This window comes from Streptomyces sp. NRRL S-118 (genome assembly GCF_000716335.1).
In the GTDB taxonomy this organism is placed as follows: Bacteria; Actinomycetota; Actinomycetes; order Streptomycetales; family Streptomycetaceae; genus Streptomyces.
This window is the reverse complement of the sequence record NZ_KL591002.1, coordinates 425,740-439,508: the sequence shown is the minus strand read 5'-3', so window position 1 is coordinate 439,508 and position 13,769 is coordinate 425,740. Positions and strand designations below refer to the sequence as shown.

The window sequence follows — 13,769 nt, the reverse complement described above, 5'->3', positions numbered from 1 at the left end:
CAGTCGGACAGGGCTCATGGCCGTGTCGGCGCAGGTGGCTACACTGGCCGTCAGCGCGGGGGCGCGCTCTGGAGGAGATGTATGGTCCGGCCCCTGCCCTCTCGCCGTCCTGTCGGCCACCGCCGTGACGGGCGGCCGATCTACCCGATTCTTGGTGCCTCGTCGGAGGACGAGACGAACGACCAGCTCGATGACGCCCCGGACGGCGGCGGCCAGGAGCAGCAGGTCACGGTCACCCAGGACCGGTTGGGCAAGATGCTCACCCGCGAGAAGGCGCAGGGCGAACGGGCTGCGATCAAGCGGCTGTTGTCCACGCTCGGGTTCGACTCCCCGAAGGCGCTCACAGAGTTCGTGACCGCGCAGCGGGAGGCTGAGCAGGCCGCGCTGTCGGAGGTGGAGCGCCGGGAACAGGCGGCTGCCGAGAGGGAGTTGCAGGCCGTGCGCCGGGAGGAGCTGGCCGCCGAGCGGGAGAGGGCGGCGCTTCGCCGGGCCGCGCTGGTGGCTCTCGGCGCGGAGGGTGACGATCTGGTGGACGCGGAGCGTCTGCTGGCCGTGGACGACGAGGACGCGGACGAGGGGCAGATCCAGTCGGCGGCCGAGGCCCTGCGGGCACGTCGCCCTGAGCTGTTCGGCGGGGTCCGCCCGCCTGTGCCGGCCGCTCCCGCGGGCGCGCCGGCCGGTCGCGGCCCGACCCGTACGGCCTCGGTGTCCAAGCCCGGTTCGGCCGGGCTGGAGATGGCCAAGCGCCGTGGCCTGATCCCGGAGTTCAGCGACTCCGCCGCCCGGTAGTCCCAGGCAGACCTTGGGGGACCACGCCCCCTGAACTTCGTGGACGGCATCGCCTCCGTGGGCGGTGTGCGGATTCTGACCGCAGCGTCCATGGAGACACGCACATGACCATTCAGCCCGTCTCGACGTCCGAGTACACGACCGCCAACCGCGAGTGGCTGGCGTCCCTGCACGGCACCGACTCCGTCGACACAATCACCCTCGACCTGAACCTGTTCTGCGAGGGCACGCACTACGTGTGCGGCGACGGCTGCGATCCGTACGGCCGGGTGCTGTCCGGTGTGCCGGTCGGCAGGGTCGCGGAGTCCGGCCTGTACGGTCCGTACGACCCGGAGGCGCACTGCGGCCGTCAGATCCTTCGGGGTTTCGTGATCGCCGAGGCCCCGTTCGCGCCGGGCCAGACCCGTGTTCCGGCGGCGCTGCTGTGGCACGGCGCAGTGAAGGCGTCGAAGGTGCCGGGCGGCATCGACGTGTCCCAGCTCGTGTGGCACCCGCGTGCCGCGCAGATCCGCTTCGTGTGAGCGGGGGCTGAGCTGTGACGATTCAGGACCTGCTCAAGGACGTCTCGGTCATGGACCTGACGGCGTTCGCCAGGGCGATCCCATCTCCGAAGGACTTCCTGCTCACGCAGACGATCTTCCCGACCGTGGAGATGCGGGAGGTGAAGTGGCGTACGAAGGACTCCGGCCGGTACGTCAACGTCGCCAAGTACCGGGCGTTCAACGCCTCGGTGCCGTTCGCGACCCGTGAGGCGTGGCAGACGTCCCGCGAGGGTGCGCTGCCCGCGCTGGGCCAGAAGCTCGTCGTCTCCGAGCAGGAGCAGATCCTGCTGGAGGCGTCGCACGGCTCGGACCAGGACCGCCTGATCGAGCTGCTGTACGACGACGTGGAACGGCACGTCGAAGCGATCCGATCCCGGCTGGAGCTGGCCGCCGGCGACGTGCTCGTGGACGGCCGGTTCACGCTGGAGCAGGAGAACGGCCTGACGCTGGAGGTGGACTGGAACGTCCCCGCCGAGAACATGCCAGTTGCCCGGATCCCGTGGTCGGACCCAGCCTCCGATCCGATCGCGGACGAGCTGCGGTGGCTCCAGCACCTGGACGACATCGGCGCGCCGGAGCCGGAGCTGGTGATCACCAGCCGGAAGGCGTTCAGCTACCTGGCGGCGAACAACGCCTACAGGGCGGCGTACTACGGCAGCGTGAATCCGTCGACCACGCCGACGGCCACGCTCACGCCGCAGCAGATCAACGTGGTGCGCGGCAACTACAGCCTGCCGCCGATCCAGTTCTACAAGGCCCAGGTGCGGGTGGACGGCAAGCCCCGCAAGGTGCTGCCCGAAGACCTGTGGATTCTGGTGCCGCCGGAGCGGGAGAAGTGGGCGCAGACCATGTACGGGGTGACCGCGGAGGCCCTGGTGCTGTCGCGCGGGACGAACCCGGAGATCATCCGGGAGGACGCTCCCGGCCTGATCATCACCCGAGGTGTCCAGGACGACCCCGTGCAGATCTGGACCAAGGGCGCTGCGGTCGGGATGCCCGTCATGCACACCCCGGACGCGCACATCGTGGCGAAGGTCCTGTGATGGCGGGCCGCAGGCGGCTGAAGGCCGCGGTCTACGTGCAGGACCCGACCACGAGGGAGGAACTGGTCCTGCTGCCGGGCGACTGCCCGGCCCCGGAGGTCGCCGTGCTGATCACCAACCCGGACGCGTGGGAGGTGCCGCCGGACGACTGCGACGAGCCGGACGAGGCAGTCGCGGTGGAGGAGTCCGAGCCGCCCGAGAGTAAGGGCGACGGCCAGGAGGAGACGGCCGGCGCGGGCGGAGCGAAGAAGCCAGCGTCGCGACGGGGACGCTCGACCTCTGCGTAATGCGCTCACGCGCACGGCCTGGAGCCAATTCCCCGAGCGGCTCCGGGCCGTGCCTCGTACTGAGGGATGTGATCCTGGTGGACGAGTTCCAGCGGTCGTGGCTGCTCGCGCAGCTCGGCCCGGCCACCGACCCGGCCGACCTGGAACGCCGCTTCTTCCGCCTGCGGTCGGTGCGCGCGGTAGCACTCGAGGTCCTGGGCGAGCGGCGCGCCAAGCTGTTGGCCGACCCGCTGAAGGTCACCGTGGACGGCGTGGTGACCATGGACCTCCAGGAGAACCTGCGCGGCATCGAGCGGCAGATCGAGCAGGTCCACCAGGCCCCCGCCCCCGACGGCACTGACGACGACGAGGACGGGGACGAGCCAATAGCGGTGACATGGCTGACCGCCGCCCGCCGCTACCGATAGCCCTCAGCTCTGAACGCATCGCCCGCCCGGACGCAGCGTGAGCCGTCTTCAGGGAGCGGCGTCTTCGCTCGCGTCCTGTGCGGGAATGCCCATGAAGTGCGCCTTGATCAATAGGCGCGATTGCTCGGGCGACCGGGTGCTTGGCTTCTTCATACGTTTCGGATGTGACCACCAGCGCCCCGGATGCAGATCATCCCATGCGGGCCGTGCCTGTTTGTCAAAGCGACCGGCCCCCGGATTGTGGTTGCCGAAGCCGTCGACGACCGTGTTCCAAACGGGGCGATAGTGCCGGATCATGACGCGCTCCGCGAGGCTGACGAAGGCTTCGATCGCTACGAGGTAACGCGCGTGAAAGAACTGGATATTAAGATCACTGTCGAGTCGAGCGACTTGCTCTATGGAGTCCTTATGCTCCTCTAGTCGATCAAAGAGGGCGCGCGTCGGCGCGTTCGGATCTGTTGTGCCTTTGCGTTCCCCCTCACGGCGAGCTTGGCCTACGTAAATAGGGGTGCCCCCAAACGGCTCGACGATCGGCTTGTAGAGCGGATGAGGGCCCGAGTAATAGATGGCGTAGACACCGGCGCCGAGGGTGGGCGCGATGGAAGCCAGCGGTTCGATCGGGCGGCGCAGCAATTGCGCCTCTACGCTGCGGCCGAGGTTTTCCAGGTCGAGAGGGTTGTACTCTTCGTGCCGCTGGGCGCCATCCATCCAACTGGCGGGCTTCGGCTTCCTCCGTGGGGGAGCGGGAGGCGGTTCGGCCTCAGCCCAAGAGGACAGGGTGTTTGGCGTGGTCATGAGGGCTCCGGATGCGAGCAGCGTCCGTCGACGCGTGTGGCCGTCGAGTGCTCGCGTGGCTACTCGCCCGTACGCCCCATGCTACCGGGGGCGGCTGTGGGCTCGAACTGGTTGGCTACGCGTCCTCGTCGGCTTCCTCGGCCTCATCGATAGGGCCGGGGGGCTCAGCCTCTGGCGCCGTCTCGAACGACTCCGCGCCGCGGTAGTAGTGCCAGGCACTCGGGTACTCGCGGGGGCTGTCGTCGTACATGATCACGTACCCCATCAGGGCGACAATCTGCCAGGAGTCTGGTATCTCCGTCGCGATCAATCTAAAGACGGAGTCCGCCGTCATATTCGCTTCAGGGATCGTCACCAATCGTTGCTTGAAGAGAGGCGACTTCTGATACCGGAAGTTGTACGGAAGGTCAGCCTTCACCTCATCCAGCAACCTCTGAAGGGTTACGACACCTGGTGTGAGCCCATCGACCGTGCGTTCCAGGTCGATGGGGAAGAGCATGTCGAAGTGGTTGGCCTTGAGGACTGTGCTGTCACGATTCCGACCAGGGTCCTTGTTGCCGAAGCCGTTATTGTTCCATGGAATCTGGCCAGCTTCTTTGTGGTGCGTGATGAGCAGCTGTTCCGGTGCGAGGGCGGAGAAGTCCTCCGCGACGTAGAGGCAAGAGAACTCCACGTCTCGCAGGGAGATGCCGCGACGTCCGCCGATCTTGCGGAAGTGCTGACGCAGCCTGACGGGTATCGATTTGTCCGCCTTGCCCACGTAGACGAACTCGCCATTGAGGTAGAGCTGGTAGACCCCGGGCTTCTCCTTGAGGTCGTCGATGCTGTCCTCGGTCAACGGAGCCCGGTCCAGCCCCTCAAGCGCGTCCGCGAGCTGATCGCCCAGGGCCTTGGTGATGCTCAGAGTGAAGTCTCTGTGGTACTTGGCCCCATCGTCGGACTCGACTGCCGGCGTCATCCAAGCGTCCTTTCGCTCCAGTGATCACCGGCACCCTATCCGCGATCACGAAAGTGAAGGGAAACTTCTAGCCATACCCGCAGCAAGATCGACAACTCCGCGGTATGCTTTCGCCATGCCTGATCAGCTTGGAGAGCAAACTAAGGACCGCACCAGCGTTGAGCTGTTCGCGGGCGCTGGCGGCTTGGCCCTGGGCGTTCAGCGTGCGGGCTTCCGTCCGCTCCTCTATAACGAGTTCGACAAGCGAGCGGGCGAGACCCTCGAGGCCAACGGGGCCAAGCCCCGTGGCGACGAGGAACGGATCCCCGCGCCCGGCGAGCCCTGCCCCTTGGTCGTGGGCGACGTCCGAGAGCTGTCCATGAAGTACCTGCGCGACGCCGAGGTCGACGTCCTCGCGGGCGGTCCGCCCTGTCAGCCCTTCAGCCTCGGGGGCGCCCACAAGGGTACCGAGGACGCGCGCAACATGTTCCCCCAGATGTTCAGGGCGGTTCGGCAGATCAGGCCCAAGGCCGTGATCTGCGAGAACGTCCGTGGGTTGCTTCGCCCCTCGTTCAAGCGGTACTTCGACTACATCCAGCGGGAGCTGGAAATGCCTTTCGAGGAACGCGCGAAGGGCGCGTCGTGGGAGGAGCACGACGAGATCCTGAGGCGACGCCGGGAGGAAGAGCCTCGCGACCCTTCCGAGAGGTACGAGGTCATCATGACCCCGGTGAACGCCGCTGACTATGGCGTGCCCCAGATCAGGCATCGGGTGATCCTCGTCGCGTTCCGGGCGGACTTGAACGTCGATATCGAGGCTTTCAAGAGGGCCGTGCGTCCCCAGTACTCAGAAGCGGCACTGATCCGATCCATGCTGGACGGGTCCTACTGGAAGCGCCATCGAGCCATCCGGGAGGTGCCGGACCACGTTGTGGAACGCGTCCACGCGCGGCTGCCGAAGGAGCTGCCGCAGGAGCTGCCGCAGGACGAGGACGGCGAGATGAAGCCCTGGCGGACGCTTCGCGACGCGATCGCCGGGATCGATGGCAACAAGCCCCTACCCCCCGTCCCCGAGGAGCTCTTCGACCGCAAGGAGCACTACTTGGGGGGCTTCACCTACCACATCGGTTGGCCCGGTGCCCGTATCTACGACGGCCACACACCCAACGAGCTGGACAGGCCAGCGAAGACCGTCAAGGCCGGCGTGCACGGTGTACCCGGTGGGGAATCGGTCATGCTCCTGGACGACAGAGAGCCGGACCCCGAAGCCCCTAACGGCTGGAAGTACAAGCACCGCTACATGACCGTTCGAGAGACCGCTCGCGTCATGACATTCCCGGATGACCACAAGCTGGAAGGTCCTCGCGGAGAGAAGATGCGGCAACTCGGCAACGCCGTCCCCGTTCTGCTCGGCGAGGTCTTCGCCAAGGCCGTGGCCGCCGCCCTGGACGAGGCGGAGAGCCGTAGGTGACCGGTATGGCACCAAACGAGCCAAGCCGATGGAAGGACAAGCCGCCGCCCGCCCGCGCGTGGAAGGGCCGAGAGGGACGAAGCCGTGAGGCGCTGGCGGCCGAGCAGGACCGTGCCGCTGGTGGACGACACCGGCGCATGGTCGACCTGGGCGACGGCCGCTTCGCGCGCGCTTCCATCGAGCTGAAGGTCCTCCCCAAGACACGGCGCATCCGGGCTTACCTCCGGTGGTCCGACAAGGGCCGCTCGCCCGCCGAGTATGTGGGCGAGGTCGCGCACGAAACACGTGGTGCCAACCTGGCTCAGGCATGGGAGATGGCGAGGGACGCCGGGCTCCTCGCCGAGGAGCCGCCGCCCGAGCGGTCATGGGCCACTTCGTCGGCCGTCCGGTCTGTGATGCGAGGTAACCGCGGCAGGGACACCAAACCAGAGATCCGGCTGCGCTCCCTCCTGCACCGGGCGGGTCTGCGCTATCGCGTGGGGATTAGGCCCCTGCCTCAACTGCGCAGGACGGCCGACGTCGTCTTTCCCAAAGCGCGTGTCGCGGTCTTCGTCGATGGCTGCTTCTGGCACGGCTGCCCGGAGCACCACCGACCCGCTACGAAGAACATCGATTTCTGGCGCGAGAAGATCGAGGGAAACCGCAAGCGAGACGCCGAGACTGACAGCCTCCTGCGTCAAGCTGGCTGGACGGTCATCCGCGTCTGGGAGCACGATGACCCAGTCGACGCGGCCAACCGAGTCATCGCGGTCCTTCGCCCGGAGCGCGCGACGGCTGAACGCGCAGGGCTACAAACCATGCCCACCCAGTAGGTCCTCGACCGAGTCCTCAAAACGGCGCAGCACGATCCGGCCGTCCGCGTCGCTAAAGGCGAGCACCTTGGAGCCCGGGTTCAGGCCGGCCTCGGCCAACAGGCCCATGGGCAACTCAACGGTTCCGTCCGCTTGGACGGTCAGCTCTGCTGGTTCGCGGATCATGCGGCTGAGTGTGCCACGAGGTCCTCAGCCACTCGCGACCGCTTCGCCTCCCGCCTTCCTGACTTGAGTCGTGGACCTTGAACCGTATGAGTGCCCTCTCGGGTAGCGGGGTCGGCTCCACCCCCGCTCCTGCGTCTTTGACGCACGACAGCGCGTGCGCCCGGGGCCAGATGGGGCCCCAGGCATCGCCGACGCCTGGGTGGCCTGGTCCTGCCCGAGAGGGGCGACCTGCGGAAGGGCATTGAAGAGGCTTACGCGAGTGACCTTCGTATGAGCTCATCAGCCACCGCATGGAGCCAGCGCGAGACCGACCTAACCCGTCTTCCTCGTAGCAACACGCCCGCTTCGGCGTGCGATGAAGTACCCCCGGGCGTGAGGTTGGCGGAGCCGACGTACGCCAGATGTTCGTCCGCGAGTAAGACCTTGAAGTGGACACCGAGGCCGGCTTCGTCCCACGAGCAGATCTTGAGGCGACTATCGTTCGCGCCCGCAGCCTCACGCAGAATGGACACAGAGTCGACGTTGGCGTTGGAACGCTGTGGCGCCGAGACGCCCAACGCCCTCGTGATCACGACGGCACCTCCGCCATTCGCCAACAGGTCGGCCAGAGAGGGCGCCAGCGCGGAGACGAAGGATGGGTGCAGATAGGGCGCGGCCATCACCAGTCGGTCCTTGGCACTCTCAGCGACCATGCGGAGCGTACGCTCCGTATCGAGAGGAAGCCCCGGGCCGCCGTTGTCCCGGGACATCGAGTTCAGTGGATCACGCAAGAAGGTCGGAACGGTCAAGACCAAGTCCCAGTTGTCCTCGACTGACATCGCGACCATGGCGTGGGCTTGCGCGAGAAGCAACGGTGCCGCCTCGGTAAGGCGGCCGTCTTCCCGGAGCACGCCGGCGTAGACGAGGGCGTGGGGCACGAGGCGTTGATCCGTCACCGCGTTGGCGACCTGCTCGATCACTTTCGCCGCAGTGGCGCCGGCGGCCGCGAGGCTGGCCGCGGCCGCCGCGACGCGGACAGGGTCCGCCGCTTGCTGGAGAAGGGAGACGAGAGGTCTCAGTGGCTCCAGTACCCGCGCCACCGCAGCTCTTCCTTTCGTCCAGACTTGGCTGGTGTGCTCGCGGGGGAGGCGGACAGCGGGAGCGTGCCGAAGAGCAGGTTGCGGTCCAATACGGTGTTGAATCTCGCGCAAGCGACCTCGGAGATGTGAAGGCAGGCGGCGCACGCTCCACCGAAGTCCCGTCGACACGGGGGGTCGAAGACGCAACGGGTCTCCGCGTCCAACTCACGCAACGCGTCCTCGAGATCGAAGCGATAGACATGCTCGAGCCCGCCAAGGGTGAATTCGCTTCGAGTGTTCGCGTAGATCAGATAGGCGCAATTCGCCGAAAAGAGGTACTCCGCCAGCGAATCGACATTGAGGCCGCACCTGCTGGCCATGGCTTTCATGGTGCGATGCGCCATCGAGTGGACGAGGCCGAGTAGCGCCCGGCTGATCGGGTTCTCGGGGGCGTTGAAGACATCTACTACTGGGTCGGCCACCGAGAAGATCCAACGCTGAGCCTCTTCCTGCGTACGCACGCCTGGATCCGCGACGAGACCGGAGTCGACGAGCCACTTCACCACGGCGAGTTTGTCCAGCTCGAACAGCAAGCCCTCGGTCTCCGTACGGACGCCATACATCGGGAACTTGCTGTCCCGGCCGGCGGGGAAGAATCGGAACTGCTGCGTAGTCTGGGTTCCGCGACGGGTCGTCGCGACCGCCTTGCTGCTGATCCTGGTGTATCCGGCGACGATGTAGGCGATCGGGAGCTCTCGCAGCAGGGTCACGTCGGCGAACCCGTAGTGGGTGAAGAGCTTGCGGTACCGCCGGTAGATGGGCTCAAGCTCAGTTCCCTCGTCGCCGTCCAGCAGCTCCTGCGACGTCAGGGGCTTGGCGTCCCAGGCCAGCCCAAGTTGACGGCACTCCTCACCGAACTCCTCAATCGTGTCTGGGTCCCGTCCGAGGGAGTCGACCTGTGCGTCCCACGCCGGCGCGTCTCCCTCCTTCTTCTTGGCCTCAGCGATGAGTTGGTTATAGAGATCGTCGCCGGTCTTCAGGCCGAGCGTCGCGGCCATCTCGCGTGCTTGTTCCACGGCGCCTCCCGTGGCGGTGGAGCCCCCTCCCCGTCGTAGTCCTTCCGCGCCCTTGGGCAGGAGGCCAAGACTCTGAGCCACAGCGGCCGCGTACACGCGCTTGTGGGCCAGGGCACCATAGTTGCCCCGAGTCGGCGGGTTGATGACCGTGATCTGCTGTGGGTAGTAGGCCGACGTCTGTGGCACACGCATCACCTGGGGGCGACCCTCGCGACAGGTAGAACACCACTTGACGATCGGCTGGTCGGAGCGCCTTTGGCAACGACCGCACATCCAGTACCAGCGATACGTGTTCAAGTCGCGGGTGTTGCAGAGCCGCATCGCGCCCTGGCAACCGGAGGCACACCGCGGCACCGAGAGCTCCTTCAGGTGGCCACACTCATGCACCTCACCCCAGGAGAATTGGGCCATAACCCCGTGGCTGGGTACCGAGCAGGCCGGCGCCGGGTCACTCGCTCGGACGGTCTTGAGGAGGCCACACGCACGGCAGATAAAGGTGTTGGGGAAACGCGTGGCACGCAGGTCCTCCGCCTTCACGAGCCTGAACTGTCCGCGATCGATCGCGTGCAGTTCAGATCCCGACCTGGAGCCACCCTTCGCTGCGGAGGCGAACGGTAGGAGGAGACGAGTGAGTTGCGGAGCGACCCAACCCTCCGGCACATCGAGGGCGGTCACCTGTCGGGGTGGCTGGCCGACGACCGATCCCTTGGAGGACCAGTTGTATGGCTGGCCGGGCATGTAGCGCCAGAGGGCTTGAATATTACTGCGACTGAGCTGTTCGAAGGCCATGACGGACTCTCTGGAGAGACGTGATTGAGAACGGCTGGTGCGGCACGCTGGCTTGCGCGGCTGACTACAACTCGCCGTAGATGATCAGAGGTTCCTCGATATCCCGGAGAGACCGGGGCACGGACGGGTTCAACAAGGTGGGCAGCCTGTCACCAGCCTCCGCCCGCAGTGGGACCGTGGTCAGGTGTTCGTCCACCCAAGAATCGATGGCCTGCCGGTGCATGCGGTGGTAGACGCTGGTGTCGTTGATGCCGAAACCGTGACGCAGAAGCGAGACGAGCAGCTCCTTGTCGATGAAGCCGGCGTTCACGGCGTCACGGAAGGCCGTGGAATCCGCCAACGAGCGTCGCCTCGGCGCTCCCGTAATCCAGGCACGGTCGAGCACCTGGAGCAGCCACGCCATCAATCCGCCTGGCAAGACTCGCTTGAGTACGGGTACCGACTCGCGGTTGACGGGAACCTTGTGGACGAGCCGGTCCAGGTACCTGATCCACTCGGGGTAGTAGCGAAAGACGCTGGCGTCCCGGTCGCGACTCGGGTTGATCACGTTCACGACCAGGCCCGGGTGTCGTCGCCCGACACGCGCGGACGCTTGGATGATCTCGGAGGCCTGAGTCGGGGTTCCCATGACGGCCATGACGCCGAGTCGTGAGACGTCGAATCCATGCCCGATCGCCTTCGTGGCAGCGATGATCTTGACACGCTCGGATTCGTCCTCAGAACGTTCAACCAGCCGGGTAACCGCCCCGCGAATGGCCGAGGGACTGGCGTCGCCGTTGATGATCACGAGGTTGTCACGGCTGACTAGGAGGTCACTCACCGCGGGGTCCCGGGTGAAGCTCGTCAGGTCCTCATTGCGCAGACAGTAGGTGACCAGCACCTCGTAGAGGTCTTCGCCGGCCTTTCGAGCCTCTTCGACGATGTCGGGGTCGTTGGCGTCCAGGCCGGCTTCCGCAACGACGCTCTTGGGATTGGCGCACAGGTCACGTACCCACTGGTCGTGCACGACGGCGACCTCTCGGGTGGCGGTGACCATCGTGCTCGCCCGTGAGCGCACGCCAAGGTAGCGGCGCAGTGGATCGCCAATCTCAGTGGTGGACCAGAAAGTCTCGCCCGCCTCCGGGCCGTTGACGGGGAAGCGCCTCGCGTCCCGGTCGTAGAGGTGGCGGACCTGGTTCTCGTATCCCTCGATCGTCGCGGTAGCCCCAACGATCTGGAACGGATCGTTGTTCAGGTGCTCGCTGATCTTCTGAAGTAGTGACTCGTACATGCCGTCGAGAGCGCCAAGGCTCTCATCGAGCAAGTGGAGCTCGTCCGCGATCTCCAGGCGCACATGCCCGAATCCCTTTGGCACGGGGAGCCGGTTCTCACGGCACCCGTACACCGCACACCAGTTGGGATTGGAGGAGTATCCGTGCTTAGGGCAGACGGAGTGAGGCCGCCCGAGCAAGATCTGGAACGCCTGATTTTGGCCGAGTTGCGCAAGTTTGTCTACAGTGCCCACAAGGACGGCGGGTGCCCGGCGATAGATATCGTCGTCCACGCCCCACACCGGCAACACCCCCGAGAGCCGACAATCGTCGTTCTCACAAATGTGACGCATGGTGTGGCTGGGATCGTCCCACCGCACCGCGAGCGGGCAGCCGCACAACGGGCAATCGTCCAGCACCCGACAGGCCTCCGCTGTCTCAGGCGACGTGGGGTCAGGCCCGTGATAGCTGTTGTTGCCAGGTTTGTAGAGCTTGTTCGGTGTGTTGCCGCCACCAACGAAGTACCCGATACCGAACGCCCCCGTGTGGCGAATGCGTGGGTCTTTCTGCCGCAGGACCTCCGCGTGCAGCACCATTTTCGCGAATCGCTCTGTTTGCTGGAGGGCCAGCAGGCGCAGGGGGAAGCGAGCCCACACCTGCGTCCCGCGCGTGACGCCGGTGTACCTGCCGTAGAACAGGGTGACCAGCATCAATCCGAGGTAGGCCTCCGACTTGCCACCACCTGTCTGGAACCAGACGATGTTGACCTCGCGGTGCTTCCTGGGATCGACCATGCCGGGGAGGCAGCCCACGATCCAGGCGATCTGGAAAGGTCGCCAGGCCGTGTACTCGTTCTCCGCGGCAGCTTTGACCACCTTGTTCGCCGCCACGAAGGCGGCCAACACATCCGGGTTGGCGCGTAGGGTCTCAAGCCCAGCGCGTACCCAGCTGGCCTCCGCGCGGGCGGCCAGAGCACCCTCCTCGGCCTCAGCGCGCGCCTCGTCATTCCAACCGCGCGCCTTGTGGAGGGCATCTAGAGCGGACGCGCCCCAATTGTCCTCAACCCACACGTCAAGGAGATTCACGAGTCTCGCGACTGTCCCGATCGGATCCGCGATGAGCGAGTCGAAGGTAGTGTCAATCAGGGTCTCTCGTCCGTCGGCGTCCTTGGACTTCGTCCTGGGATGCGCGCGCCAGGTCGGTTGTTCAGCCGCGAACTCCGTACTCAGGATCGTACGTTCCCCGCGTGTCTCGCACGTGACCGGAGAGGCGTGTCCGAAGGCCGAGACCGTTCGCTCGTAACGATGCGACTGGGCTACCTGCTCCAGCTCGTACGGTACGACGGGCGCGTCCACGGTCGCCGAGAGGACGACCTCGTAGAGGCGAGTGTCCAGGTATGCCTCGTCGTAGGGCCGATTGCCGTCGACCAACTGATCTCGCGGAGCGGGCGTGGTGTTCACGACGGCGACGAAAATCTCGTAGAAGCCGTCTACGGGCCTCACCTCGACCTCGACAGCGGCCCGATGCTCAGGTGGAGTGAGGTCACCGGGAGCCAACAAGTTCTGAGCTTCGTAGGAGGCCCACGTTCGTTCGTCGATAAGGTCGTGATCGCGTGGCAGGGAGCCAACGGGCGGGCCGGCCAGGCGCTGCCTGTAGAGCTCCCGCTGATGTCGCGCCGTCGCCGAGCGCATCGCCGTAGCGATCTCGCTCTCCCCCGCCCGAACCGAACGCGCCTCGCCTGAGACCAGGGGAATCGTGACCTTGACCGGGGTCATCGAGATCTTCGTCCACACCTGAGCCAGCGGGTATCCCGGAGTCTGGCCGTTCCCGAAGGTGGACACTCGTGTTCGCGGCGAACGAGCGGTGGCGGGGACATCGCGAGCGTGGTCCGCCGCCGCGGAGCCAAGCTCATCAGCGACGTCGGACCCGTGCGTACTCGCCTCTGTTGCCATAGACGCGCGTTGCTCGTCGACCGTTGGGTGCAACGCGAGGAAGGCGGACGCGCTGACCTCGACGGTCAGCTCGCTTGGCAACCTCCGTACACGGAAGGTGAAACCTTGCGCGGGAGGGGTGATCTGGAGGCCGCGAAAACCGGCGTTCGTCTCCTGGATCATCTTCGCCTCGCTCGCGAGCATGCCGAGCCACAGGCGCTTCTGAGGCTGGTCGAAGAGGCGGGTGCCGCTAGGGATTGAAGTGCCTACAGCCTGACTGACGACGCGGCGCGAGAGGCTCGCGAGCAGGGCGTCGTATCGCTGGGCAGGCGTATTGGCCGGTGCGGACGCACGGCCATGAGGGAATGCTGACATGGCGAAGCTCCTGTGTTGTGAACGGTAGGCGTATAGCCGGTT

At 66.0% G+C, this 13,769-nt stretch carries 13 protein-coding genes; 7 read left to right on the top strand and 6 right to left on the bottom strand.

Going from position 1 to position 13,769, the window contains the following annotated elements; genetic code table 11:
• Window positions 1-81: 81 nt before the first annotated feature.
• The 5 genes from IH00_RS0105495 (at window position 82) to IH00_RS0105475 (ending at window position 3,068) form a co-directional block, all read left to right on the top strand.
• Window positions 82-789 (top strand): hypothetical protein, encoded by a 708-nt coding sequence (locus IH00_RS0105495; RefSeq protein ID WP_031070171.1) that lies wholly within the window; start codon window positions 82-84, stop codon window positions 787-789.
• A 104-nt stretch (window positions 790-893) separates the two neighbouring features.
• Window positions 894-1,310, top strand: coding sequence for a K structural protein (locus IH00_RS0105490; protein WP_031070169.1), 417 nt, complete (start codon window positions 894-896; stop codon window positions 1,308-1,310).
• 14 nt (window positions 1,311-1,324) lie between these two features.
• Complete coding sequence (locus IH00_RS0105485) at window positions 1,325-2,374, top strand: major capsid protein (protein ID WP_031070167.1); 1,050 nt, start codon at window positions 1,325-1,327, stop codon at window positions 2,372-2,374.
• Window positions 2,374-2,661, top strand: a complete 288-nt coding sequence (locus IH00_RS0105480; RefSeq protein WP_031070166.1) for a hypothetical protein — start codon at window positions 2,374-2,376, stop codon at window positions 2,659-2,661. The genes IH00_RS0105485 and IH00_RS0105480 overlap by 1 nt, the downstream gene beginning before the upstream one ends.
• Before the next feature lie 68 nt (window positions 2,662-2,729).
• On the top strand, window positions 2,730-3,068 hold the full coding sequence (locus tag IH00_RS0105475) for a hypothetical protein (protein ID WP_234334773.1): 339 nt from the start codon (window positions 2,730-2,732) through the stop codon (window positions 3,066-3,068).
• A 48-nt stretch (window positions 3,069-3,116) separates the two neighbouring features.
• On the opposite strand, the gene IH00_RS39895 is transcribed toward IH00_RS0105475, so the two are convergent.
• Entirely contained in the window at window positions 3,117-3,863 is a 747-nt protein-coding gene (locus IH00_RS39895) for an Eco29kI family restriction endonuclease (protein WP_234334772.1), read from the bottom strand.
• Between the two features lie 115 nt (window positions 3,864-3,978).
• Window positions 3,979-4,821 carry a GIY-YIG nuclease family protein gene (locus tag IH00_RS0105465; RefSeq protein ID WP_031070160.1) on the bottom strand — a complete coding sequence of 281 codons (843 nt, stop codon included), beginning with the start codon at window positions 4,819-4,821 and terminating at the stop codon, window positions 3,979-3,981.
• 115 nt (window positions 4,822-4,936) lie between these two features.
• Between IH00_RS0105465 and IH00_RS0105460 the strand changes: the two genes are divergently transcribed.
• Both IH00_RS0105460 and IH00_RS43820 read left to right on the top strand, forming a co-directional pair.
• Window positions 4,937-6,271, top strand: a complete 1,335-nt coding sequence (locus IH00_RS0105460) for a DNA cytosine methyltransferase (RefSeq protein WP_031070158.1) — start codon at window positions 4,937-4,939, stop codon at window positions 6,269-6,271.
• Window positions 6,272-6,276: 5 nt separating this feature from the next.
• Complete coding sequence (locus IH00_RS43820) at window positions 6,277-7,083, top strand: very short patch repair endonuclease (RefSeq protein ID WP_052411207.1); 807 nt, start codon at window positions 6,277-6,279, stop codon at window positions 7,081-7,083.
• On the opposite strand, the gene IH00_RS0105450 is transcribed toward IH00_RS43820, so the two are convergent.
• The 4 genes from IH00_RS0105450 to IH00_RS0105435 all read right to left on the bottom strand — a co-directional run bounded on the left by IH00_RS0105450 (window position 7,060) and on the right by IH00_RS0105435 (window position 13,727).
• Complete coding sequence (locus IH00_RS0105450) at window positions 7,060-7,248, bottom strand: hypothetical protein (RefSeq protein ID WP_031070153.1); 189 nt, start codon at window positions 7,246-7,248, stop codon at window positions 7,060-7,062. The genes IH00_RS43820 and IH00_RS0105450 overlap by 24 nt on opposite strands.
• Window positions 7,249-7,499: 251 nt before the next feature.
• A complete protein-coding gene (locus IH00_RS0105445) occupies window positions 7,500-8,327 on the bottom strand; it encodes a phospholipase D-like domain-containing protein (protein WP_031070151.1) in 828 nt (275 codons plus the stop codon).
• A complete protein-coding gene (locus tag IH00_RS42630; RefSeq protein ID WP_158827686.1) occupies window positions 8,303-10,171 on the bottom strand; it encodes a hypothetical protein in 1,869 nt (622 codons plus the stop codon). The genes IH00_RS0105445 and IH00_RS42630 overlap by 25 nt, the downstream gene beginning before the upstream one ends.
• A 64-nt stretch (window positions 10,172-10,235) precedes the next feature.
• Window positions 10,236-13,727 (bottom strand): P-loop NTPase family protein, encoded by a 3,492-nt coding sequence (locus IH00_RS0105435; protein WP_031070148.1) that lies wholly within the window; start codon window positions 13,725-13,727, stop codon window positions 10,236-10,238.
• Window positions 13,728-13,769 lie beyond the last annotated feature (42 nt).

Bases quoted from the DNA above. Each gene is read 5' to 3' on its own strand.
- IH00_RS0105480 (WP_031070166.1), top strand. From the start codon at position 2,374: ATGGCGGGCCGCAGGCGGCTGAAGGCCGCGGTCTACGTGCAGGACCCG.
- IH00_RS0105490 (WP_031070169.1), top strand. From the start codon at position 894: ATGACCATTCAGCCCGTCTCGACGTCCGAGTACACGACCGCCAACCGC.
- IH00_RS39895 (WP_234334772.1), bottom strand. From the start codon at position 3,863: ATGACCACGCCAAACACCCTGTCCTCTTGGGCTGAGGCCGAACCGCCT.
- IH00_RS43820 (WP_052411207.1), top strand. From the start codon at position 6,277: ATGGCACCAAACGAGCCAAGCCGATGGAAGGACAAGCCGCCGCCCGCC.
- IH00_RS42630 (WP_158827686.1), bottom strand. From the start codon at position 10,171: ATGGCCTTCGAACAGCTCAGTCGCAGTAATATTCAAGCCCTCTGGCGC.
- IH00_RS0105460 (WP_031070158.1), top strand. From the start codon at position 4,937: ATGCCTGATCAGCTTGGAGAGCAAACTAAGGACCGCACCAGCGTTGAG.
- IH00_RS0105495 (WP_031070171.1), top strand. From the start codon at position 82: ATGGTCCGGCCCCTGCCCTCTCGCCGTCCTGTCGGCCACCGCCGTGAC.
- IH00_RS0105435 (WP_031070148.1), bottom strand. From the start codon at position 13,727: ATGTCAGCATTCCCTCATGGCCGTGCGTCCGCACCGGCCAATACGCCT.
- IH00_RS0105465 (WP_031070160.1), bottom strand. From the start codon at position 4,821: ATGACGCCGGCAGTCGAGTCCGACGATGGGGCCAAGTACCACAGAGAC.
- IH00_RS0105450 (WP_031070153.1), bottom strand. From the start codon at position 7,248: ATGATCCGCGAACCAGCAGAGCTGACCGTCCAAGCGGACGGAACCGTT.